The organism is Actinoplanes ianthinogenes (assembly GCF_018324205.1).
Classification (GTDB): Bacteria; Actinomycetota; Actinomycetes; order Mycobacteriales; family Micromonosporaceae; genus Actinoplanes; species Actinoplanes ianthinogenes.
In genome coordinates, this window is the sequence record NZ_AP023356.1 from 4,601,081 (window position 1) to 4,621,821 (window position 20,741).

The 20,741-nt window shown below is 70.5% G+C and carries 24 protein-coding genes and 1 pseudogene; 19 read left to right on the forward strand and 6 right to left on the reverse strand.

What is annotated here, in order from left to right; genetic code table 11:
- Positions 1-65 precede the first annotated feature (65 nt).
- Positions 66-764 carry a GntR family transcriptional regulator gene (locus tag Aiant_RS20690; RefSeq protein WP_212847117.1) on the forward strand — a complete coding sequence of 233 codons (699 nt, stop codon included), beginning with the start codon at positions 66-68 and terminating at the stop codon, positions 762-764.
- Here Aiant_RS20690 and Aiant_RS20695 read toward each other — a convergent pair.
- Positions 712-990 (reverse strand): hypothetical protein, encoded by a 279-nt coding sequence (locus Aiant_RS20695; protein ID WP_189332088.1) that lies wholly within the window; start codon positions 988-990, stop codon positions 712-714. The genes Aiant_RS20690 and Aiant_RS20695 overlap by 53 nt on opposite strands.
- A 107-nt stretch (positions 991-1,097) precedes the next feature.
- Here Aiant_RS20695 and Aiant_RS20700 point away from each other — a divergent pair.
- The 9 genes and pseudogenes from Aiant_RS20700 to Aiant_RS20740 all read left to right on the forward strand — a co-directional run.
- Positions 1,098-1,601, forward strand: a pseudogene (locus tag Aiant_RS20700) (flavin reductase family protein); the annotation flags it as partial.
- Positions 1,602-1,710: 109 nt separating this feature from the next.
- Positions 1,711-2,055 (forward strand): DUF485 domain-containing protein, encoded by a 345-nt coding sequence (locus Aiant_RS20705; protein WP_189332086.1) that lies wholly within the window; start codon positions 1,711-1,713, stop codon positions 2,053-2,055.
- Entirely contained in the window at positions 2,055-3,728 is a 1,674-nt protein-coding gene (locus tag Aiant_RS20710) for a solute symporter family protein (RefSeq protein ID WP_189332085.1), read from the forward strand. The genes Aiant_RS20705 and Aiant_RS20710 overlap by 1 nt, the downstream gene beginning before the upstream one ends.
- A 119-nt stretch (positions 3,729-3,847) precedes the next feature.
- Positions 3,848-4,981: an LCP family protein gene (locus Aiant_RS20715; protein ID WP_189332084.1), complete on the forward strand. Its 1,134-nt coding sequence runs from the start codon at positions 3,848-3,850 to the stop codon at positions 4,979-4,981.
- 28 nt (positions 4,982-5,009) lie between these two features.
- Positions 5,010-5,345: a rhodanese-like domain-containing protein gene (locus tag Aiant_RS20720; protein ID WP_185038367.1), complete on the forward strand. Its 336-nt coding sequence runs from the start codon at positions 5,010-5,012 to the stop codon at positions 5,343-5,345.
- On the forward strand, positions 5,342-6,133 hold the full coding sequence (locus Aiant_RS20725; RefSeq protein ID WP_189332083.1) for a glycerophosphodiester phosphodiesterase: 792 nt from the start codon (positions 5,342-5,344) through the stop codon (positions 6,131-6,133). Before Aiant_RS20720 ends, Aiant_RS20725 begins: the two co-directional genes overlap by 4 nt.
- Before the next feature lie 48 nt (positions 6,134-6,181).
- Complete coding sequence (locus tag Aiant_RS20730) at positions 6,182-7,369, forward strand: sensor histidine kinase (RefSeq protein WP_189332082.1); 1,188 nt, start codon at positions 6,182-6,184, stop codon at positions 7,367-7,369.
- A gap of 181 nt (positions 7,370-7,550) precedes the next feature.
- On the forward strand, positions 7,551-7,997 hold the full coding sequence (locus tag Aiant_RS20735) for a hypothetical protein (protein ID WP_189332081.1): 447 nt from the start codon (positions 7,551-7,553) through the stop codon (positions 7,995-7,997).
- Between the two features lie 143 nt (positions 7,998-8,140).
- The gene (locus Aiant_RS20740; protein ID WP_189332080.1) at positions 8,141-9,013 is read left to right on the forward strand and encodes a DUF5926 family protein; all 873 of its coding nucleotides are present in this window, start codon (positions 8,141-8,143) and stop codon (positions 9,011-9,013) included.
- A gap of 168 nt (positions 9,014-9,181) precedes the next feature.
- Here Aiant_RS20740 and Aiant_RS20745 read toward each other — a convergent pair whose 3' ends face one another.
- A complete protein-coding gene (locus Aiant_RS20745) occupies positions 9,182-9,652 on the reverse strand; it encodes a hypothetical protein (protein WP_189332079.1) in 471 nt (156 codons plus the stop codon).
- A gap of 36 nt (positions 9,653-9,688) precedes the next feature.
- Complete coding sequence (locus Aiant_RS20750; protein ID WP_189332078.1) at positions 9,689-10,885, reverse strand: arginine deiminase; 1,197 nt, start codon at positions 10,883-10,885, stop codon at positions 9,689-9,691.
- Between the two features lie 311 nt (positions 10,886-11,196).
- Here Aiant_RS20750 and Aiant_RS20755 point away from each other — a divergent pair, with 311 nt between their 5' ends.
- The 5 genes from Aiant_RS20755 to pheA all read left to right on the forward strand — a co-directional run bounded on the left by Aiant_RS20755 (position 11,197) and on the right by pheA (position 14,646).
- Positions 11,197-11,934 (forward strand): hypothetical protein, encoded by a 738-nt coding sequence (locus Aiant_RS20755; protein ID WP_189332077.1) that lies wholly within the window; start codon positions 11,197-11,199, stop codon positions 11,932-11,934.
- An 80-nt stretch (positions 11,935-12,014) separates the two neighbouring features.
- The gene (locus tag Aiant_RS20760) at positions 12,015-12,476 is read left to right on the forward strand and encodes a PAS domain-containing protein (RefSeq protein ID WP_189332076.1); all 462 of its coding nucleotides are present in this window, start codon (positions 12,015-12,017) and stop codon (positions 12,474-12,476) included.
- 83 nt (positions 12,477-12,559) lie between these two features.
- Positions 12,560-12,946 (forward strand): ACT domain-containing protein, encoded by a 387-nt coding sequence (locus Aiant_RS20765; RefSeq protein ID WP_189332075.1) that lies wholly within the window; start codon positions 12,560-12,562, stop codon positions 12,944-12,946.
- A gap of 60 nt (positions 12,947-13,006) precedes the next feature.
- Positions 13,007-13,594, forward strand: a complete 588-nt coding sequence (locus Aiant_RS20770) for a hypothetical protein (RefSeq protein ID WP_189332074.1) — start codon at positions 13,007-13,009, stop codon at positions 13,592-13,594.
- Positions 13,595-13,698: 104 nt separating this feature from the next.
- Positions 13,699-14,646, forward strand: coding sequence for a prephenate dehydratase (gene pheA, locus Aiant_RS20775; RefSeq protein ID WP_189332073.1), 948 nt, complete (start codon positions 13,699-13,701; stop codon positions 14,644-14,646).
- Positions 14,647-15,320: 674 nt separating this feature from the next.
- Here the strand turns inward: pheA and Aiant_RS20780 are convergent.
- Complete coding sequence (locus Aiant_RS20780; RefSeq protein ID WP_189332072.1) at positions 15,321-15,683, reverse strand: metallopeptidase family protein; 363 nt, start codon at positions 15,681-15,683, stop codon at positions 15,321-15,323.
- 54 nt (positions 15,684-15,737) lie between these two features.
- Positions 15,738-16,166 (reverse strand): OsmC family protein, encoded by a 429-nt coding sequence (locus Aiant_RS20785; RefSeq protein ID WP_189332071.1) that lies wholly within the window; start codon positions 16,164-16,166, stop codon positions 15,738-15,740.
- A gap of 66 nt (positions 16,167-16,232) precedes the next feature.
- Here Aiant_RS20785 and Aiant_RS20790 point away from each other — a divergent pair, with 66 nt between their 5' ends.
- The 4 genes from Aiant_RS20790 (at position 16,233) to Aiant_RS20805 (ending at position 19,968) form a co-directional block, all read left to right on the forward strand.
- The gene (locus Aiant_RS20790) at positions 16,233-16,928 is read left to right on the forward strand and encodes a hypothetical protein (protein WP_189332070.1); all 696 of its coding nucleotides are present in this window, start codon (positions 16,233-16,235) and stop codon (positions 16,926-16,928) included.
- Between the two features lie 33 nt (positions 16,929-16,961).
- Positions 16,962-18,224 (forward strand): serine--tRNA ligase, encoded by a 1,263-nt coding sequence (gene serS, locus Aiant_RS20795; RefSeq protein WP_189332069.1) that lies wholly within the window; start codon positions 16,962-16,964, stop codon positions 18,222-18,224.
- Positions 18,225-18,328: 104 nt separating this feature from the next.
- A complete protein-coding gene (locus Aiant_RS20800) occupies positions 18,329-19,141 on the forward strand; it encodes an HAD family hydrolase (RefSeq protein WP_189332068.1) in 813 nt (270 codons plus the stop codon).
- A complete protein-coding gene (locus Aiant_RS20805) occupies positions 19,141-19,968 on the forward strand; it encodes an HAD family hydrolase (protein ID WP_189332067.1) in 828 nt (275 codons plus the stop codon). Before Aiant_RS20800 ends, Aiant_RS20805 begins: the two co-directional genes overlap by 1 nt.
- A gap of 173 nt (positions 19,969-20,141) precedes the next feature.
- Here Aiant_RS20805 and Aiant_RS20810 read toward each other — a convergent pair whose 3' ends face one another.
- Positions 20,142-20,687 carry a bacterial proteasome activator family protein gene (locus tag Aiant_RS20810; protein WP_189332066.1) on the reverse strand — a complete coding sequence of 182 codons (546 nt, stop codon included), beginning with the start codon at positions 20,685-20,687 and terminating at the stop codon, positions 20,142-20,144.
- Positions 20,688-20,741: the final 54 nt, after the last annotated feature.

A 20,741-nucleotide genomic window follows, 5' to 3' on the forward strand; every position in this document is an offset into this window, starting at 1 on the left:
CCGGCGATTGTCCACTTTCGAGGGTTGATGAGGCATGATCCTTTCTCGGTTGAAGGGAGTTGCCCGTGACTGCCGTTCCGGACGACGGCCGCCGCTCGCGTCAGCGGCAACTCGCCGGTGATCTTCGGGCGCTGATCCTGGCCGGTGACATCGGGCCGCACCAGCGCCTGCCGAGCACCGCCGAACTGACCCGTCGCTATGCGGTCACCAACATGACGGTCACCCGCGCCCTGCGCATCCTGAAGGCGGAAGGCCTGGTGACCGGCCACAAGGGAAGATCGGTGACGGCGACCGCCCGGCGCCCGGCCACCGTCGCCGCGGGCCTGACCAGCGCCGAGGCCCAGCTCCTCGAGGTCGGCGAGACACCGGCCCCGGCCCCGGTCGCGCGGGCCTTCGGCCTGGACCGGGACGAGCCGGTGGTGGTCCGCCACCAGTTGCGGCTGCTCGACGGCGAGCCGGCCGAGCTGAGCTGGAGCTACTATCCGCTCCCCCTGGCCCGGGGCACCGCCCTGGCCGGACCGGATCCGCTGCCGGACGGGTCCCTGGCCGCGCTCGGGTATCCGGTGCGGCACGCGACCGACCAGGTCTCGGTCCGCCCGGCCACGGTGGCCGAGTTCATCGCGCTGCGGCTGCCCGAGGACATCCCGGTGCTGCGGCAGTTCCGGATCGGTTACACCGACGGCGGGCGGCCGGTCGAGGTGACCGTGATGATCAAGGCCGGCCAGCAGTTCGAGATCCGTTACGAGGTGCCGGCACCCGGTTGACCCGGATCGGGCGCAGGCCGTCCTGCCGGACGAAGATGCGCCGCCGCTGCAACGCGTTGCCGGCCGGGCCGACGACATAGCCGTCCAGCCAGATCCAGCCGTCGTAGGTGACCCGGGGGTCGATTCTGATGATCCGGAAGGTCAGGGCTCGATCGCCGGAGAACTGCACGCTCGCGTCGGGTCCGACGTGAACGACGTCGCCCGGCCGTAACACCACCTGGGGCATGCGCCGTCCCCTTCCCGCCGGAGGTCCCCAGGAAAAAATAGCCGTTGATCAATTAAATCGGGTAGCGGCGTGCGCGATCTGTAATCGCCGAGAATGGCCGGGTGACGATTCATTCCACCGATCCGTTCGCCGTGCCGGACGGGGACAAGTCGCCGGTGCGGCGGCTCCGCGGCCGGCTCGCCGCCCCGGTCACGCTCTGGACCGCCCCCGGCCCGGCCGGGCTGACCGTCTCCTCCGTGCTGGTCGCCGACGGTGATCCGGGCCGGGTGCTCGGCCTGATCGACGAGGAGAGCGACTTCTGGGACGCCGCCTCCCGGGCCGGACGGTTCGCGGTCACCCCGCTCACCCCGGCCGACCGGCAGCTCGCCGACAGGTTCGCCGGGCTGATGCCGGCGCCGGGCGGGCTGTTCGCCACCGGCGAGTGGCAGCAGACGGCGTACGGGCCGGTGCCGGCGCACGCCGGGGCCTGGGCCGGCTGCCGGTTGTCCGCGGAGCGGCCGTGCGGGTGGGCGCTGCTGGTCGAGGCGGTTGTCGAGGAGGCGTTCTTCCCCGGTCCCGCCGCGCCACTGGTGCACTTCCGGGGGCGATATGCCGAGCTGACCGACCGCTGAGCGCACTCAGACCACCACTCAGCGCAGACGCCGACCGGCGGGCCGGGGTGGGCGGCTTTCCTTCGTACCGTGCCGGAAAGTCCACTCCGCCCACGAAGGTGGTGACACCGTGCCGGCCACCCCCGAGAGATATCTCGAGGTGCAGAACTCCGAGGAATTCGGGCGACTGCGCCATACGCTCCGCCGCTTCATCTTCCCGACGACGATCGCGTTCATCCTCTGGTACGCGCTGTATGTCCTGCTCACCGCGTACGCGCGGGACTTCATGGCGATCAAGCTGGTCGGCAACATCAACGTCGGCCTGCTGCTCGGCCTGCTCCAGTTCGTCTCCACGTTCGTGATCGCCTGGTACTACGCGAGGTTCGCCGCGCAGAAGGTCGACCCGCTCGCCGACGAGATCTACCAGGAGATCGACCAGTCGGCCACCGCTCCCAGTGAGGAAGGCGTGGCCTGATGCCGAACCTGCTCGCGGCCGAGGTCTCGGCCAGCACCTCGCGCACGCTGACCATCACGCTGTTCCTGATCTTCGTGGCGATCACCCTGGGCATCACCATCTGGGCGAGCCGGCAGACCAAGACCGCCACCGACTTCTACGCCGGTGGCCGGCAGTTCTCCGGCTTCCAGAACGGCATGGCGATCGGCGGCGACTACATGTCGGCCGCGTCGTTCCTCGGCATCGCCGGCCTGATCGCGCTCTACGGCTACGACGGCTTCCTCTACTCGATCGGCTTCCTGGTCGCCTGGCTGGTGGCGCTGCTGCTGGTCGCCGAGTTCCTGCGCAACTCCGGCCGGTACACGATGGCCGACGTGCTCGCCTTCCGGATGCGTCAGCGCCCGGTCCGGCTCGGCGCCTCGGTCTCCACCGTGGTGGTCTCGATCTTCTACCTGATCGCCCAGATGGTCGGCGCCGGCGCGCTCGTGTCGCTGCTGCTGGGGATCACCGCGGACCAGACGTTCCTGGGGATGAACGCGGCCACCGCCAAGACCGTCACGATCATCCTGGTCGGCGCCTTGATGATCGTTTACGTGGTCGTCGGCGGCATGAAGGGCACCACCTACGTGCAGATCGTCAAGGCGTTCATGCTGATGACCGGCGCCCTGGTGATGACCCTGATGGTGCTGGCGCACTACAAGTTCAACCTGTCCGCGCTGCTCGGTGACGCCGCCGCGCAGTCCGGCAAGGGTGCCGCCTTCCTCGAACCCGGCCTGCGGTACGGCGTCGAGACGGCCGGTGACGCGACGAAGACGTTCTACAGCAAGATGGACCTGCTCTCGCTGGGCCTCGCGCTGGTCCTCGGCACGGCCGGTCTGCCGCACATCCTGACCCGCTTCTACACCGTCCCGACTGCCCGGATCGCCCGCAAGAGCGTGCTCTGGGCGATCGGCATCATCGGTACGTTCTACCTGTTCACCCTGGCCCTGGGCTTCGGCGCGGCGGCCCTGGTGGGCGGCAAGGCGATCACCGCGCAGGACAAGGCGGGCAACACCGCGGCGCCGCAGCTGGCGCAGAAGCTCGGCGTCGACTACCTCGGTGGCGAGACCGGCGGCGCGGTGCTGCTGGCGATCATCGCGGCGGTCGCGTTCGCGACCATCCTCGCCGTGGTGGCCGGCCTGACGCTGGCGTCGTCGTCGAGCGTGGCGCACGACTTCTACGCCAACGTGATCAAGCGGGGTGAGGCGTCCGAGCGCAGCGAGGTCAACGTCGCCCGGATCTCGGCCTTCGTGATCGGCGCCGTCGCCATCACGCTGTCCATCTTCGCGCAGAGCTTGAACGTGGCCTTCCTGGTCGCACTGGCGTTCGCGGTGGCCGCGTCGGCGAACCTGCCGGCCATCCTGTACAGCCTGTTCTGGCGGCGCTTCAACACCGCCGGCGCGCTCTGGTCGATCTACGGCGGCCTGCTCAGCGCGGTCGTCCTGGTGTTCTTCTCGCCGGTCGTGTCGGGCTCGCCCACCGCGATGTTCCCGGCCGAGGACTGGCACTGGTTCCCGCTGTCCAACCCGGGCATCATCTCGATCCCGCTGGGCTTCTTCTTCGGCTGGCTGGGCACCGTGCTCAGCAAGGAGACCGACGAGAAGAAGTACGCCGAGCTGGAGGTCCGGTCGCTGACCGGGCACGGCGCCCACTGATCCTTCTCCGTAACACCCCCGGGCCGGCGTCGTCGCCGCGCCGGCCCGGGTCCTCCCACGTTCGTGCCGAACCATGTCGTGCCGCCGGATAGCTGGTCGTTGCGACCTAACCTGGTGCCATGTCTGCCACCACCTCTCCCAGCGGCAACTCCTCCGGACGGGCCTCCGTCCCGCCGTCCGGGCGCCCGGTCTCCCCGGGCGGGCCCGGTGAGCGGGGCCGTTCCTACGGCAGCGGCGGCTCCTACAAGGGCGGGCGCACCAAGCCGCGCTGGGGCCGGATCGCCCTGGTCGCCGGCGCCGTGGTGCTGGTCCTCGCGGTCATCGGCGGGATCTACGCGGTCAACTACGTCAACGGCATCGACGACGACCTCAAGCGGACCGACGCGTTCGCCGGGATCACCGCGGACCGGCCGGCCAAGACGGTGGAGGGCGCGCTCAACATCCTGCTGGTCGGCAGCGACTCGCGCGATCCGGACGCCAAGGAGGACCAGGCCAACGCCTGGCGCGCGGACACGCTGATGCTCATGCACGTGCCGGCCGACCACAAGAGCGCCCAGCTCATCTCGATCCCCCGGGACCTGTGGGTGGTCGTGCCGAAAGCCAACGGCGCGGCGTGCAGCGACGGCTCCCGAGCCAAGATCAACGCCTCGTTCGCGTTCGGCGGCCTGCCCCGCGCGGTGCACACCGTCGAGTGCCTGACCGGCGTGAAGATCGACCACGTGGTGGCGATCGACTTCGGCGGCTTCAAGGAGGTCACCAACGCGCTCGGCGGCGTCGACCTCTACGTCGACCAGACGATCACCTCGATCCACAAGCCGCACCGGGTGTTCAAGAAGGGCATGATGCACATGAACGGTGCGCAGGCCCTGGACTGGGTGCGTCAGCGCTACCAGTTCGCCCGCGGCGACTTCGCCCGGCAGAAGCACCAGCAGGAGTTCCTCAAGGCGATCCTGGACAAGGCGGCCAGCAGCGGCACGCTGACCAGCCCCGGCAAGCTCGACGACTTCCTCACCGCGGTGGCCGCCGCCGTCACCGTCGACCAGGACTTCTCGCTGAAGGATGTCGCCCTGCAGTTCCGCAGCCTGCGCTCGGACAACCTGACGTTCCTGACCAGCCCGAACAAGGGCAGCGAGACGATCAACGGGCAGTCCGTGGTGGTCTCCGACCGGGAGAAGGCGCTGGCCCTGTTCGAGGCGGTGAAGTCCGACAAGATGACGGACTACCTCGCGGCGAACCCGGTCAAGAAGTCCTGACCCGACCCGAACCCGTACGCTGGATGCCGTGTTCGGACCTCAGGTACCCAGCGTGACCCCGGATCAGGTCGGCGCCGACGCCTACCTCCTCGACGTTCGCGAGCCGGACGAGTGGGTCGCCGGGCATGCGCCCGGCGCCCACCACCTGCCGATGATGGAGGTGCCGGCCCGGATGGCCGAGGTGCCCGCGGACGGCGAGGTCGTGGTGATCTGCCGGGCCGGCGGCCGGTCCGGCCAGGTGGTGGCCTACTTGATGAACAACGGCTGGGACAACGTGCGCAACCTCGACGGCGGGATGCAGTCCTGGGCCGCCCACGGGCGTGACCTGGTGAGCGAGGACGGGCAGTCGGCCCGGGTGTTGTGACCAGCGCGTACCGACCTCTCGTCTTCGCCCACCGTGGTGGCGCGGACGCGCTGCCCGAGCACACCCTCGGGGCGTACCTGCGCGCGCTGGAGGACGGCGTCGACGGGCTGGAGTGCGACGTCCGGCTCACCCGCGACGGGCACCTGGTCTGCGTGCACGACCGCCGGCTGAACCGCACCAGCAACGGCAAGGGTCTGGTCAGCCGGCGCACCCTGGCCCAGCTCGACGAGTACAACTACGGCTCCTGGCACCCGGGTTACCCGGCCGACGAGGAGCTGCCCGACCTGAGCCGGCTGCTCACCCTGGAACGACTGCTCGAGGCCGTCCGGGACAGCGGCCGGCCGGTCCGCCTGCTGATCGAGACGAAACACCCGTCCCGGTACGGCGCCGAGGTGGAGCGCCGGCTGGTCGGGATGCTGCGCCGGTTCGGGCTGGCCGAGCCGAAACCGGACGACCCGGTCCAGGTGACGGTGATGTCGTTCGCGGCGCTCGCGCTGCGCCGGATCCGCGCCCAGGCACCCGGCGTGCCCACCGTCTACCTGCTGGAGCTGCTGCCACCCGGGGTGGGCAAGGGCAAGCTGCCGTTCGGCGCGCGGATCGCCGGGCCCGGCGTGGACCTGGTCCGCAGCCGGCCCGGGCTGCTGCCGGCGATGCGGGCGGCCGGGCACCGGACGTACGTCTGGACCGTCAACGAGCCGGCCGACCTGGAGCTCGTCCTGCGCCACCGGGTGGACGGCGTGATCAGTGACCGGCCGAAATTCGTTCTCGACCACCTGGCACAGATGTGACCGTGGACACAGCTGCTCACCGTTGAGGAGCGAGGCAGACTCGCAGACATGCCGGACCGTCCCGACTACCCAGCGCTGACCCGGGGTCAGATCGCGGTCCTCGACCGCGTGAACGCCGGGGAGTCCGGCCTGCCCGTGCTCCAGCAGCTGGTCCGGCTGGCCCAGGACGTGCTCGGCGCGCGCGGCGCCGGCTTCGCGGAGTATGCGAGCGGCCACGGCCGGATCATCGCGGCCACCGGGGTGTGCGAGCCGGCGATCGGCCGCCGCGTGGAGCGCCGCCTGGAGGGCACCGGCCGCACCCTGCTGATCCCGCTGGACTCGGTGAACGACGAGTTCGCCCGGCAGATCGACGGCGGCGACCTGCGGCACATGCTGGGCGCCCGGTGCGAGGCCGGCGACACGTTCACCGGCTCGCTGCACGTCTACTTCGGCGCCGACGCGGGCGAGCCCGGTCCGGAGCACCACGCCGTGCTGGAGCTGCTGGCCGGTCACATCGGGCGGCTCTACGGCCTGGGCGCCGGGCTGCCGGTGCACCCGGCGCCCGCGCCGGACGCGCAGGCCGACCGGGACCTCTGGGTCGCCGTCACCAGCCACGAGCTGCGCACCCCGGTCACGGTGATCAAGGGGTACGCGGACACCCTCACCAACCACTGGGACACCCTCGGCGAGCCGGGCCGCCGGGAGGCCGTCCGGGTGATCGGCAACCGGGCCGGGGAGCTGGCCCGGCTGGTCGACCGGCTGCTCTCCGCGGCCAGCGACGACGGTGTGGTGGGTTCCGCCCCGGCCGGCCCGTTCGACCTGGTCGAGGCACTGCGCGAGGCGGTCGGCGAGCTGCCGGCCGACCTGCGGCGCCGGCTGAAGTTCGGGCAGATGCCGGGCGACCTGCCGAAGGCGTACGGAAATCGGGATTCGATCGCCACCATCCTCACCGAGCTGACCACGAACGCGGAGAAGTACTCGGAGCCGGACACCACGGTCGAGCTCTGCGCCGGGATGGACGACGACGTGCTGCGGTTCCGGGTCGCCGACCGGGGCGTCGGCATCGCGCCGGAGCACGTGGAACGCGCCTTCGAGCGGTACTGGCAGGCCGAGGGCGGCGACCGGCACCACCACCCGGGCGCCGGCCTGGGTCTTTACCTGGTCCGGCGGATGGTCGAGCGCCAGCACGGCTGGGTGTCGCTGCGCCCGCGCGAGGGCGGCGGCACCGTCGCCGAGGTGCGCCTCCCCCGCGCCTGACCGCTCCGCGCCGCTGTCATCCATAACGCCCGGCGCGCCGTTTCCATAACATTAAGTCGGTAAATATTACTTGTTGCAAGTACATGAATGCCCCTGTACGGTTCGCCCTGGGCAGATGATCTTGCTGCCCGGGTGTTCCTAACGGGAGGTTTCGTTGCGTTTCAAAGCAATGGCTGCGGTCATGATGTCCGTCGCGCTGGGTGTCGTCGCCGTCCCGGCGTCGGCGTCGGCCGCGGACGCCGGCTCTGTCACGGTGCTCAGCACCGGTGGTGACTACACCAGGGTCACCGACAGCAAGTGGTACTGCAGCAGCCTCACCAACGGCAGCGTCTGCATCCGCTACATCAACAACTTCACCGGCGTCGACGTGAAGTACGTCAAGACCGGTGGCAGCGCGCTCTCCGTCCGGTTCTCCTACGGCAGCCACGTCAAGGGCTCCGCCACCTCGCCGGGCGCCTGGCAGTCCATCTCCTCCGGGCAGACCAAGTCGACCGTCTGGAACAACGCCAGCATCCTCGGCGACTGCCTCCAGGGCCACATGGAGACCAAGAACTCCAGCGGTTCCTCGGCCGGCAACTTCTACACCCCGGTGATCTCCAAGGGCACCACCATCTGCGACGGCTGGTAAGCCGCAAAGCAGCTGAAGCACATGCACGGGCGGTGGCCATCGGTCACCGCCCGTTCCCGTTTGCCCAGGTCAACGCCGAATACCGAGGACACGGGTGGCCCAGGTCACCGCAATTCGGGTGACAGCGCCTAGGCTGGTCCCTCGTGAGCAAGCGTCGTAACCGCGAGTCCGCCCCCAAGACCAAGGTGCGCGACATCTTCGTCGCCCGCCCGTTCGAGGGCCTGGCCGACGAGCCCGAATGGGTCGCGCTGCGTGAGCTGGTCCCGGCCGCCTCCGCTCCGCTGACCCTCAAGCCGGAGATCGTCGAGGAGTACGGCGACCGTCCCGTCACCCTCTCCACCGTGCTGCCGATGGCCTGGCCGGCCATGTCCCGCCGGGACGGCGCCGTCTTCATCGGCTTGCAGCGGCACGTGCAGTCCGGCGACGTCTCCCGCGACCTGGCCGTGGCCATCCTCGCCGCGCTGCGCACCACCCCGGGCGACCCGGTGTCGGTGCCGGCGCTGCCCGGCGAGGGCCCGCGCCTGCAGGACGTGCTGGTCGACGGCCCGCTCGAGATCACCATGCACGACGGCTTCGAGTACTGGCTGGACGCCGACCAGCTGCAGGACGCCAGCGTGAAGGCGTCGCTGGAGCGGGCGAACGCGTCGATCTACCCGACCGTCCGGCTGGCCGCGGCCCGGGCGGCGTACTGGTGCCGGATCGCGCCGGACAAGGGCCACGTGCGCTGGGTGCTGGGTGACGGCGAGGACCGGGCGCTGGACGCCCTGGCCCGCCTCTCCGCCGCCGGTGAGCTGCTGCTGCGCGACGACACCAAGTTCGCCGGGATGTTCCGGGCGCACGGTCTGCTGGTGCCGGTCTGGGACATTCCGGGCGAGCCGGAGGCCGCCGACTGGGAGGCGCCGCTGGCCGACTTCGCCAAGCGCTACCAGGACACGCTGGCGATCACCGAGCCGCTCGACGCCGCCGCCCGCCGCGCCCGCCAGGGGTTGATCGGCCGCCAGTTGACCCTCCGCTGAGCTTTCCCACGAAGATCAAATTCTTCATGTACGCAGGTCCGCTGGGGTGCAGATCGCATGCTCCCGCGCGGGCCGGGGTCGGCGATCTGGCCGCTGGCGCGTCCAGAGCGATCGCCGACCCCTTCATTGTCCGCGGGTGGTCACCGAAACCCCCGAGCACGTCGATGGTCAGGAAACTCGGGTGAAGTCGGAGATCCAGTTGGTCTCCCAGGTGACGCCGCCGTCGGTGGAGAAGGCCTGCTCCCAGCGGCACGAGTCGGCGGTGATCCGGGACCACAGGAACCGGACCCGGATCGGCCGGCCCTCCCAGTCCTCGTCGTCGTAGAACCGGCCGCACCCGTCCTGCTCGAACCGGCCGACCGTGGCCGGCAGCGGCAGCACGCCGGTGCCGCTGCGCGTCCAGTACAGCGACCACTGGTCGGAGGCCGCGTCGTACAGGCGCACGGTCATGCCGGGCGCCGAGTCACCGTCGAAGGTGACCTCGTCGATGTTGCCGGCGCCGTCGAAGACGTTCCAGCAGCGCGCGGTGGCGGTCAGCTCGTACCACTCGTCGCAGTCGGCCAGGATCTTCTTGCGGCGGCGCTGCGTCGAGGTCCAGGTGCCGACGAAGAAATCGAAGTTGTTGCTCTCCAGGCTCATGCCGGGACGCTAAGCCCGGATACCTGACATCTTCTGTCAGGGTTGCTCCAGCGGGGCGCGCTGGATCGGGCAACTCATGCAGCGCGGGCCGCCGCGGCCGCTGCCCAGCTCCGAGCCCTGGATCCGGACCACCTCGATGCCGGCGTGCTCCAGCTGCGCGTTCGTCTCCACGTTGCGCTCGTAGGCGACACACAACCGGGGCGCGATCGCGAGGGTGTTGTTGCCGTCGTCCCACTGCTCGCGCTCCGCGGTGACCGGGTCCAGCCCGGTGTCGATGACGCGCAGGTGGTCGATGCCCATCGCCTCGGCGGCCGCCTCCAAGAACGGCCGCGGGTGCCGGACCACCAGCTCGTCCCCGGGACCGGCGGTCATCGTCCAGGCTCGCAGGGTGTCGGCAACGATCGGGTACATCACCACGGCGTCGGCGTCCACCATGGTGCAGACGGTGTCCAGGTGCATGGTGGCCCGCTCCTGGGCGATCGGCACGGCCAGCACGGTGTGCGCCAGGCCCGCGGCGAGCACCCGGCGGGCCAGCCGCTCGGCTCCGGCCGGGGTGGTCCGCTCACCGACCCCGATGGCGAGCACCTCGGGCGCGAGCACCAGCACGTCGCCGCCCTCCACGTGCTCCAGCGCGGGGTCGTAGAGCAGCTCGGTGCCGGCGAACCGCGGGTGGAACCGGTACACCGCGTGGGTGAGCGTGGTCTCCCGGCGCCGGGCCCGCATCGCCAGGCTGGTCACCGCCACCCGGTCACGCACCCAGACCGAGGAGTCCCGGGTGAACAGCAGGTTGGGCAGCGGGTCGATGACGAAGTCGTTCGGCTGGAGCATCTCGTAGACCAGGCTGCCGCCGCCCGGTTTGACCTCCTCGTGCGCCAGCCCGGCGATGAGCACCTCGGCCAGCCGCTCCGGATCCTGATCGGCCAGATATCCGGCCACCCCGGCGCGCAGCCCGTCACCCAGCCGGGGATCGGCGAGCACCCCGGCGGTCAGCTCGGCGCGGGCGGCCGGCACCGCGAGCGTCTCGGCGAGCAACCGGTCCAGATGAAGCACCTCGACCCCGCGCGAGCGCAGCGCCTCGGCGAACCGGTCGTGCTCCTCCTGGGCGCGGCCGACCCACGGGATGCCGTCGAAGAGCAACGAACCGCTGTTGCGCGGCGTGAGCCGGGCGAGCTCCTTGCCCGGCCGGTGGAGCAGGACGGTGTGGAGGCGGCTGACTTCACTGTCGACGTACACGACCTCGACGTTAGCCCGCACCGAATGTTACCGCTCGATGACAGAGCGACTAGATCTTGGGACGGGCATGCATCGAACGGACGACAGAGCTAACTTGGCAGAGTGCGACGAAACCGCAACCCGCTGCTGTTCGAGCCAGTACAGGCGTCGGTCTGCACCATCCGCAAGAACACGTTGTCCGTGAATGCGGTATTCATCCACACTCATTCGTCTTTCTTTCCCACCCGTCACCCTGTTCCGTGAGGGTTCGAGCACGTACGGTAGTTGGAAAAGAAAGCCAGCCCGAGAAGACCTTTTGCCGGAGGTCGCAAGTGACTGTCTTCCCTGCCCGCCCTGCCCTGCCCGTTCCGTCCACGAGCAAAGCGTTGACCCCGGTCAGCCATAGTTCACCGGGCACCGATCTGGAACCGCGTCTCACCCCGATGGAGTGGGCGCGGCGTCGTCGTGCCGAGCGCGGCGCGCGCCGCATGGAGGCCGCCGGAGCCCGCGCTCTGACCAGGCTCGACCGTCTCGGTTCCGCCTGGCACATCGTGGACTGGCCGCGCACCGACCTGTCCCAGTCTTATTACGAGCCCGACCCGGCCGACGACCGGGCGGGCTTCCTCGCGATCGGGCCCGGTGGGGTCTACGCGGTGACCGTCGCCGACCACGGCCGGGCCCGCGTGCTGATCGCCGGTGACGTCGTCCAGATCAACGGCAAGCGCCCGCAGTTCGTGGTGGAGGCCCGCCGCGACGCCAAGCGGGCGGCCAAGGCGCTGTCCGCCGCCGTCGGCCTGAACGTGCCGGTCACCCCGGTCCTCACGTTCGTCGGCTCCGGCGTGATCAGCGTCCACGGCCTGCCGAAAGACTGTCTCGTCGCCACCGACCGGGAGCTCGACCGCCTGCTCCTCGCCGGTGGCGCCCGCATCTCCGCGGCCACCGCGAGCAAACTCTCAGCCGTCGCCAGCAACCCGGCCACCTGGGCGAACGCACCCTATCGGCCGAACGGTGACTACCGTTGGTACAGCAACGGACAGACGGCCGCTGACAAGCGGCCGACCCGCCGGTAACGTTCCTTGCGACGTCGCCGACATGGCGTCCCGGTCCTCCGGGGCGCCACGGCCGGCGCGACGGAAGCGAGGAGGAGCGGGTGGCGCATGTTGAGCTCTCCCTCTCGGGAGCGTTCGTCCCCCAGGCACGCACACCGGCCGAGGCCGAGTTCGTCACCAGCATCGAGCGCTGGTCCGGCACCGTGGCGGTGGCCGACGAGCCCTGCATCGTCGTCGACGCCAGTGGCGCGATCCTGGCCGTCTCACCGTCCGCCAGCGAGCTGCTCGGCCTGGGCAAACCTGCCGACGCGCTGGGCAAACGGCTGACCACGACCCTTCATCTGATCGACTTCACGGCCGGCGCCGGTCCGCTCGAGGAGCCGGAGGCGGAGAAGATTCCGCCGCTGCTCGCGGTCCGCAGCGAGCGGCTGGCCCGCGGCCTGATGCGGGTCGTGCCCGACGCCGGGAAAGCGCCGCTGACCGTGGACGCGATCTCCACTCCGCTGCTGGCGGGCGACCGGGTGGCCGGTTCCATGACCTTCCTGTCCCCGGTGCACTACTGAAGTCCGTTTTGTCCGTGGCGGTGTGGTGTTCGCCGCATCCGGCAACCATTGGGTGTTACCGATCCGTAACGTAGGCTCCCGTCATGCTCGATCTAGACCTGTTACCGGGTGAGTACACGGTGTGCCGCCTGCCGGCGGGCTCCACCCTGCCCGCCTCACTGACCACGGGTCCGGACGACAAGAGCGTCATCTCGGTGACCTGGGGCCTCGACGAGATCTCCATCATCTGCCCGTCCGGCCGGGTGCCCGAGGGCGCCGAGGCCGACACTGCCTGGCGGGCGCTGCGCGTGGCCGGGCTGGAGCTGACCATGACCGGGGTGCTCGCGTCCCTGGTGGGCCCGCTGGCCGAGGCCCGGGTCAACATCGTCACCTTCTCCACGTACGACACCGATTACCTGCTGGTCCCCACGGTCCGCCTGACCGAGGCGGTCAACACCCTGACCGCCGCCGGCCACCGCATCGCCGGCTGACACCCGGGCGGTCGGCTTCCGATCTGGCCCCGGACCGGGACGGACTCCTACCATTGGCGCGTGTTCCCCCACACACGCCATATCCCCCTGGTCGTGGGTGCCTTGGCACTGACGGCCGCCTGCGGCGCGCCGCCGGAGCCGCTGCCCACGAGCCCGCCGCTGTCGCCGGTCAGCGTGCAGCCCTCGGCGTCCCTGCCTGCGCCCACCTTCATGCCGCTGACGCCGACCTACAACACCCCCACCTATACCGTCCCGACCTACGCCGTTCCGACCTACGCCGTCCCGACGGTCACGCCCACCACCACGGGTACCCCTGGTCTGACCAACTCACCGACGCCCACCCCGTCGCACGCCGCGAAGTGCTCCGGCCAGCCGACCAAGGCGGAGATCCTGGCGCTGATCAAGGGCCAGCCGGGTATCCCGAAGGCGACCCTGAAGGTGCAGGACGGCCCGTTCTGCGCCGGTACATGGTCCTCCACCACGGTGGGGATCGCGGGCGTTGACGCCGACGAGGTCGAACCGCTGATGGTGGTAGCCACTGGCAAAGGCAGCACACTCACCCTGGTCGCGGCCGGTACCGACGTCTGCAACGCCCAGGTCCAGACCACCGCCCCGCCCGGAATCCGAGTGCTGGTCTGCGGTTTCTGACCGCCCCCACCCGGCGAGCGCGGGCAGGATTGCCGGGTGGCCAAGGGGCGGGACGGGACGGTCTGGGGTGAGGGGGTGGACTTCGGGGGTCATAGACTGGCGGAATGCCCGGAACGCCGCCCACGCGATTCACCTACCTCGGCCCGGAGGGCACCTTCACCGAGGCGGCCCTGCGGACCATTCCGGCTGCTGAGCATGGACTGCGGATGCCGGCTCGGAGTGTGCCTGAGGCTCTCGAGGCGGTCCGGGCCGGTGAGGCCGACGCGGCTCTGGTGCCGTTGGAGAATTCGGTGGGCGGGGCCGTTCCGGTCACGCTGGACGAGCTGGTCACCGGGAGCCCGCTGACGATCGCGCGGGAGGTGCTGCTGCCGGTCGAGTTCGTGCTCGCGGCGGACTCGCTGAAACCGCTCGCCGGGCTGCGCACGATCGCGGCGCATCCGCAGGCTTCCGCGCAGTGCCGGCACTGGCTTGAGGCGAACGTGCCGGATGCCGTGGTGGTCGACGTGCTGTCCAACGCCGCCGCGGCGCTGCACGCGGCCGCCGGGGAGTACGACGCGGCTCTCTGCGCCCCGATCGGCGTCCCACGCAACAAGCTCACCGTGCTGGCCGAGAAGGTTGCCGACCGAGCCGAGGCGGTCACCAGGTTCGCCCTGCTGACCCGGCCCGCGACGCCTCCGCCGCCGACCGGGGACGACGTCACCTCGCTGGCCGTGTCGATCCGCCACGACCAGGTGGGGGCGCTGCTCGCGGTGCTCACCGAGCTGGCGGTCCGCGGCGTCAACCTGTCCCGCATCGAGTCGCGCCCCACCGGCGAGCAGCTCGGGACGTATTTCTTCTTCCTCGACTGCACCGGCCACGTGGCCGAGGCCCGGGTCGGCGAGGCGCTCCAGGGCCTGCGCCGCATCTGCGCCGAGGTCCGCTTCCTGGGCAGCTACGCCCGCCACCGCCTGCACCCCGAGCCCCCGGTCCAGGCCCCCGCCAGTCTCTCCGACGCCGACTTCGCCGACTCCTCCGCCTGGCTCCACCGCCTCCGCTCCGGCGAGGTCCTGTAACCCCGGTTCACGGCTCGCACCGAGGGCCCACCCAGCCGGGCAAGGTCCCGCAGTCCCGCCGAAACCCAGGCTGGCCCTGACGGCCCTATCCAGGACCGGAATAGGGCGCTGAGCACCAGCCCGACACCCTCCGGCTGGCCCTGACCGCCCTACCCAGAACCGGAATAGGGCGCTGAGCACCAGCCCGACACCGACCGGCTGGCCCTGACGGCCCTACCCGGCACCGGGATAGGGCGGTGGGGACCAGCCCGAGACCCTCCGGCTGGCCCTGACGGCCCTATCCACGACCGGGATAGGGCGCTGAGAACCAGCCCGACACCCTCCGGCTGGCCCTGACGGCCCTATCCACGACCGAGATAGGGCGCTGAGAACCAGCCCGACACCGACCGGCTGGCCCTGACGGCCCTACCCAGGACCGGAATAGGGCGCTGGGGACCAGCCCGAGACCCTCCGGCTGGCGCTGACGGCCCTATCCGGGACCGGGATAGGGCGCTGAGAACCAGCTCGGGGTTTGATCTCCGGAACCAACGGCGGGCAGTGAAGGGTGGGCTGATCGTCATGGACGCGTCAGCGGCCAGATCAGCCCGCCCGGCCCGCGCGGGAGCATGCGGTCCGTACCCCAGCGGACCTGCGTCCATGAAGATCTTGAAGTTGATCTTCGAAGGGGTTGCCGGCTATCCCCAGCCCAGCTCGTGGAGGCGATCGTCGTCGATGCCGAAGTGGTGGGCGATCTCGTGGACCACGGTGATCGCCACCTCCTCGACCACGTCGTCCTCCGAGTCGCAGACGCGCAGCGTGGGCAGGCGGTAGACGGTGATCCGGTCGGGCAGGGCGCCGGCATAATCCCAGCCGCGGTCGGTGAGCGCGGTGCCCTCGTAGAGGCCCAGCAGGTCGTCGCTGCCGTCCGGTGGGGCGTCCTCGACCAGGAACACCACGTTGTTCATCAAGGAGAGCAGCTCAACGGGCACCTCGTCGAGGGCCTCACCGACCAGCTCCTCGAAGCGTTCCCGACTCATGTCGACCGGCACGAGGAACATTGTGCCCCGATGTCGCCGGCGCGGCTTTCACCCGGCCGCGCCGGCGGCCGGCAGTCAGACCAGTTTCGCGGAGAGGCTGATCGCCGCACCCGGGCTGAGCAGGCGGGAGATCGGGCAGTTCTCCTTCGCCCCCTCAGCGATCTTCTGGAACGTGGCGTCGTCGATGCCGGGCACGTCGCCGACGGTCTCCAGGTCGATCCGGGAGACGCCGAAGCCGGCATCGGTCTTGTCGAGGTGCACCTTGGCGACGGTCTCCACCGAGGTGGGCGTGAAGCCCGCGTCGGCGAGGCCCTTGGAGAACGCCATCGAGAAGCAGCCGGAGTGGGCCGCCGCGATGAGCTCCTCGGGGTTGGTCCCCTCGCCCTCCTCGAAGCGCGACTTGAAGGAGTAGTTCCCCTGGAGACCGCCCTTGCCAGTCTTTACCGTGCCGGAACCCTCGGTGAGGTTCCCTTCCCAGCGGGCCGAAGCAGAACGAATAGGCATGGACAGAACGCTAGCCCATCCGCGGGCCGCTGGTCGGCTGACGACGCAGGGCCCATCATGGATCACATGTCGGAGACAGTGGTCGAATTCGGTCCTGCGGAACCAGCGTCCGGTTCACGCGCCGGGCGAGTCGGCGGGTTCCTGCGCGGGCTCGGGGCCGACGCGCGGCTCGCCCCGCTGGTCGCGGGGCTGGGCGCGGTCGCCGGGTTCGCCTCGCTGATCTCCGAGTGGCAGGTGACCACGGTGCAGGGGCTGGAGTTCAGCTCCACCGAGGTGGGCGCGACCAAGATGCTGCCCGCCGACCTGATCGACCTGGGTGGGATCGGCGCGGCCTACGTCGGCGGGCTCTTCCTCCTGGTGATCACGGTGGTGCTGGCGCTGTTCGGGCCGGAGGGCGGCCGCCGGTACGCCCGGCTGGCCGGCCTGGCCGCCGGTGGGATGCTGCTCGCCCTGCTGCTGGCGATGCTCCAGTTGATGAACGACGCGACCCGGGTGATCGCCCGGTTCTACACGATCGACCTGACCTCGGAGAACCTGAAGCTGGCCTACGGCCGCGGCCTGTGGTGCGCGCTGGCCGGGGTGGCCGCGGGACTGATCGCCCTGTGGCTGTCCGGGCGCGCGACCCGGCGGCCCGCCGCGCCGCGCTGGGCACCGGAGGACGCGGACGACGACGAACCGGACAACTCGCTGGAACTGAGCATCATGCCGACGGCGCCGTTCGCCTACCACCCGACCGACCGGGACATGCCCCACCAGCAATAAATGGGGCGCGGCGGACCGGTACGCTCGACAACTGTGATTGACCTCCGTCTGCTACGTGAAGACCCGGAACTGATCCGTGCCAGCCAGCGGCTGCGCGGGGAGTCCACCGAGCTGGTCGACGACCTGCTGCGCGCCGACGAGGAGCGCCGGGCGTCCACCCAGCGGTTCGAGACGGTCCGGGCCGAGCAGAACTCCATCGGCAAGCAGGTGGCGAGAGCGTCCGGCGACGAGCGGGCCGCTCTGCTGGCGCGCACCAAGGAGCTGGCCGCCGAGGTCAAGGCCGCCCAGGCCGCGGTGACCGAGGCCGAGCAGGCGCTCAAGCGCGCCCACCTGGCCGTGCCGAATGTGGTGCAGGACGGCGCGCCGGCCGGCGGCGAGGACGACTTCGTGGTGCTCCGCGAGGTCGGCACGAAACCGGAGATCGCCAAGCCGCTCGATCACCTGGAGATCGGCGAGGCGCTGCGCGCGATCGACACCGAGCGGGGCGCCAAGGTGTCCGGCTCGCGGTTCTACTTCCTCACCGGGGTGGGCGCGCTGCTCCAGCTCGGCATGCTCCAGCTGGCCATCCAGCAGGCGGTCGAGCACGGGTTCACCCCGTCGATCACGCCGACCCTGGTCCGGCCGGAGTCGATGGAGGGCACCGGCTTCCTCGGCGCGCACGCCAGCGAGATCTACCGGCTCGAGGCCGACGACCTCTACCTGGTCGGCACCTCGGAGGTGGCGCTCGCGGCCTACCACTCGAACGAGATCATCGACCTGAGCAACGGTCCGTCGCGGTTCGCCGGCTGGTCGACGTGCTACCGGCGGGAGGCCGGCTCGCACGGCAAGGACGTGCGCGGCATCCTGCGGGTCCACCAGTTCGACAAGGTGGAGATGTTCTCCTTCTGCCGTCCCGAGGACGCGGTCGCCGAGCACCAGCGGCTGCTCGCGATGGAGGAGGAGATGCTGGCCAAGGTCGAGATCCCGTACCGGGTGATCGACGTGGCCGCCGGCGACCTGGGCACCAGCGCCGCCCGCAAGTTCGACTGCGAGGCGTGGGTGCCGTCGCAGGGGCGGTACCGCGAGGTCACCTCGACGTCGAACTGCACCACGTTCCAGGCCCGCCGGCTCAACATCCGGTACCGGGACGAGAACGGCAAGACGCAGACCGCGGCCACGCTGAACGGCACGCTCGCCACCACCCGCTGGCTGATCCCGATCCTGGAGAACCACCAGCAGCCGGACGGATCGGTGCGGGTGCCCAAGGCGCTCCAGCCGTTCCTCGGCGGCCGGGACGTGCTCGAACCCGTTAAGTGAGGCGTCACCGATCGGCTACCAGTTGTCATGGTCGCTGGTAGCCGATCGGGTGTACCGTTCTCCTTCCGCCCTCCGCGGGGGTTTGTGAACCCTCGGAGGTACCCATGCTCAAGCCCGGGCTTCCCAAGCTGATCGCCACGGATCTCGACGGCACGCTGGTGCGCAGTGACGACACCGTGTCCGAGTACACGCATGAGGTCCTGGAGCGGGTCCGGGCAGCCGGCATCCGGATCGTCGCCGCCACCGGCCGCGGCCCCCGGCTCACCTCCTTGACGCGCAACGACATCCGGGTCGCCGACTATCTGGTGCTCGCCCAGGGCGGTTGGGTGCTGGACCAGGCCGAGGCGCGTTACCTGCGGCAGGCCCGGCTGCCCGGCTGGGCCCTGGCCGACGTGCTCGCCCGGCTGGAGTCGGTGGCCGGCCCGCTCTCGGTGATGTTCGAGGCGCTGGAGCACGACGACTCGCCGCTCTGGGGTGACTACGACCCCACCTGGCGTTACCCGGTGACGGTGGAGGCGCGCACCCGAACCGAGTGCCTGAGCGGGGACGTGATCAAGGCGTTCGCGCGATCGTTCCAGCACGACGTGGACGAGCTGCTGGACTACGCGCGCCGGGTGGTCCCGGCCGACATGGCCACGGTCACCCAGGCCGGGCTCAACTACGTGGAGATCTGCCCGGCCCAGGTGGACAAGGGGACCGGGCTCGCGGTGGTCGCCGACGCGGTCGGTGTCGACCCGGAGGACGTGCTGGTCTTCGGCGACATGCCCAACGACCTGCCGATGTTCGGCTGGGCCGGGTGGGGCCGGGTGGCGGTGGCGAACGCGCATCCGGAGCTGAAGGCGGCCGCCGACGAGGTGACGCTGACCAATGATCAGGACGGCGTGGCGGTCTTTCTGGACCGGCTATTGTCGAGGTGATGGCAGAGCTCCCGCACGGCGGAAAACCCGAGCACAATCGACGATTCCGGCTCGTAGCAACAGATATCGACGGCACTCTGATCAACAGCGAGCGGCTCCTGAGCCGGCGGACCATCGACACGCTCGCCGCGGTGCCGGTTCCCGTCGTCCTGGTCACCGGTCGCCCGCTGCGCTGGCTGGAGCAGCTTTACGACCAGCTGCCGGCCCCGCTGCCGGCGGTCTGCCTGAACGGCGCGGTGATCTACGACCCGCACACCGACGAGGTGCTGCGCACCGAGCCACTCTCCAGCGAGCTGCTGATCGACGTGGTCGCCCGGCTGCGCGACGCGGTGCCGGACATCTCGCTCGCGGTCGAGATCGACGACGGCCGCGCGTTCCGGCACGAGGCGAGCTGGCCGCGCCTGTGGGTCGACCACCGGGTCCAGGTGATCTCCTCGCCGGCGGAGCTGACCTCGGTCCCGGCGGTGAAACTGCTGGTCCGCTCGGCGACCGCGGATCCGGACGACTTCCTGGAGCTGGTCAGCAAGGCGCTCGGCGGGGTGGCCGAGGCGACCCGCTCGTCGTCGTCGGCGCTGGTCGAGATCTCCGCGGCCGGGGTGACCAAGGCGGCCGGGCTGGCCTGGCTCTGCGAGCGGGACGGGATCGCCGCGTCCGAGGTGATCGCTTTCGGCGACATGCCCAACGACATCCCGATGCTGACCTGGGCCGGGCACGCGGTCGCGATGGGCAACGCGCACGAGGCGGTCCGCGCGGTCGCGGACGCGACCACGGCCAGCAACGAGGACGACGGGGTCGCGGTTTACCTGCGGAAAGCCTTCAACCTTTAAACCCGATTTCCGGTACGCCGCGAGGCCGCCCGCCACCCCGGACCGCGGCGCGAGGCCGGGTCCGGGAGGGTCGAGAGGGGACCTCAGGGGGCACCGCGGTCCGGCGCCGGGACCGCCTCGCGGGCGGTCACGGACGGGACGGTGCTCACGGCGTACCCAAAACTGGTTTTGATCTAGAGGTACTGGCCGGTGGGGCGGTCCGGCTTGCCGGGGATGCCGGTGCCCATCGGGAGCGCCGGGCGGGGGCCGCCGCCGCGCATCTGCTCCAACTGGAGGCGGGCGGCCATCTGCTGGGCGACCAGCGCGGCCTGGATGCCGTGGAAGAGACCCTCCAGCCAGCCGACCAGCTGGGCCTGGGCGATCCGCAGCTCGGCCTCGCTGGGCGGCGTCTCACCCTCGAACGGCAGGGACAGGCGCTCCAGCTCCTCGCGCAGCTCGGGGGCCAGCCCGTCCTCCAGCTCCTTGATCGAGCGCTGGTGGATCTCCCGCAGCCGGCCCCGGCTGGCCTCGTCGAGCGGAGCGGCCCGCACCTCCTCCAGCAGCTGCTTGATCATGCTGCCGATGCGCATGACCTTTGCCGGCTGCTCGATGAGGTTGCCCGGCTCCTCCGGGCTCATCGTGCCGTCCTCCTCGATGGTGCCCATCGGGCGGCCATCCGGACCCATGACGATGACGGAGCCGTCTTCCTTGTGCTCAGTGGTGCGGGAGTCGTCGGTCATGGCTCCTATCTTCGCACTGTGTTAACCGGCGGCTGTGCTGACCGGCGTCGCCTC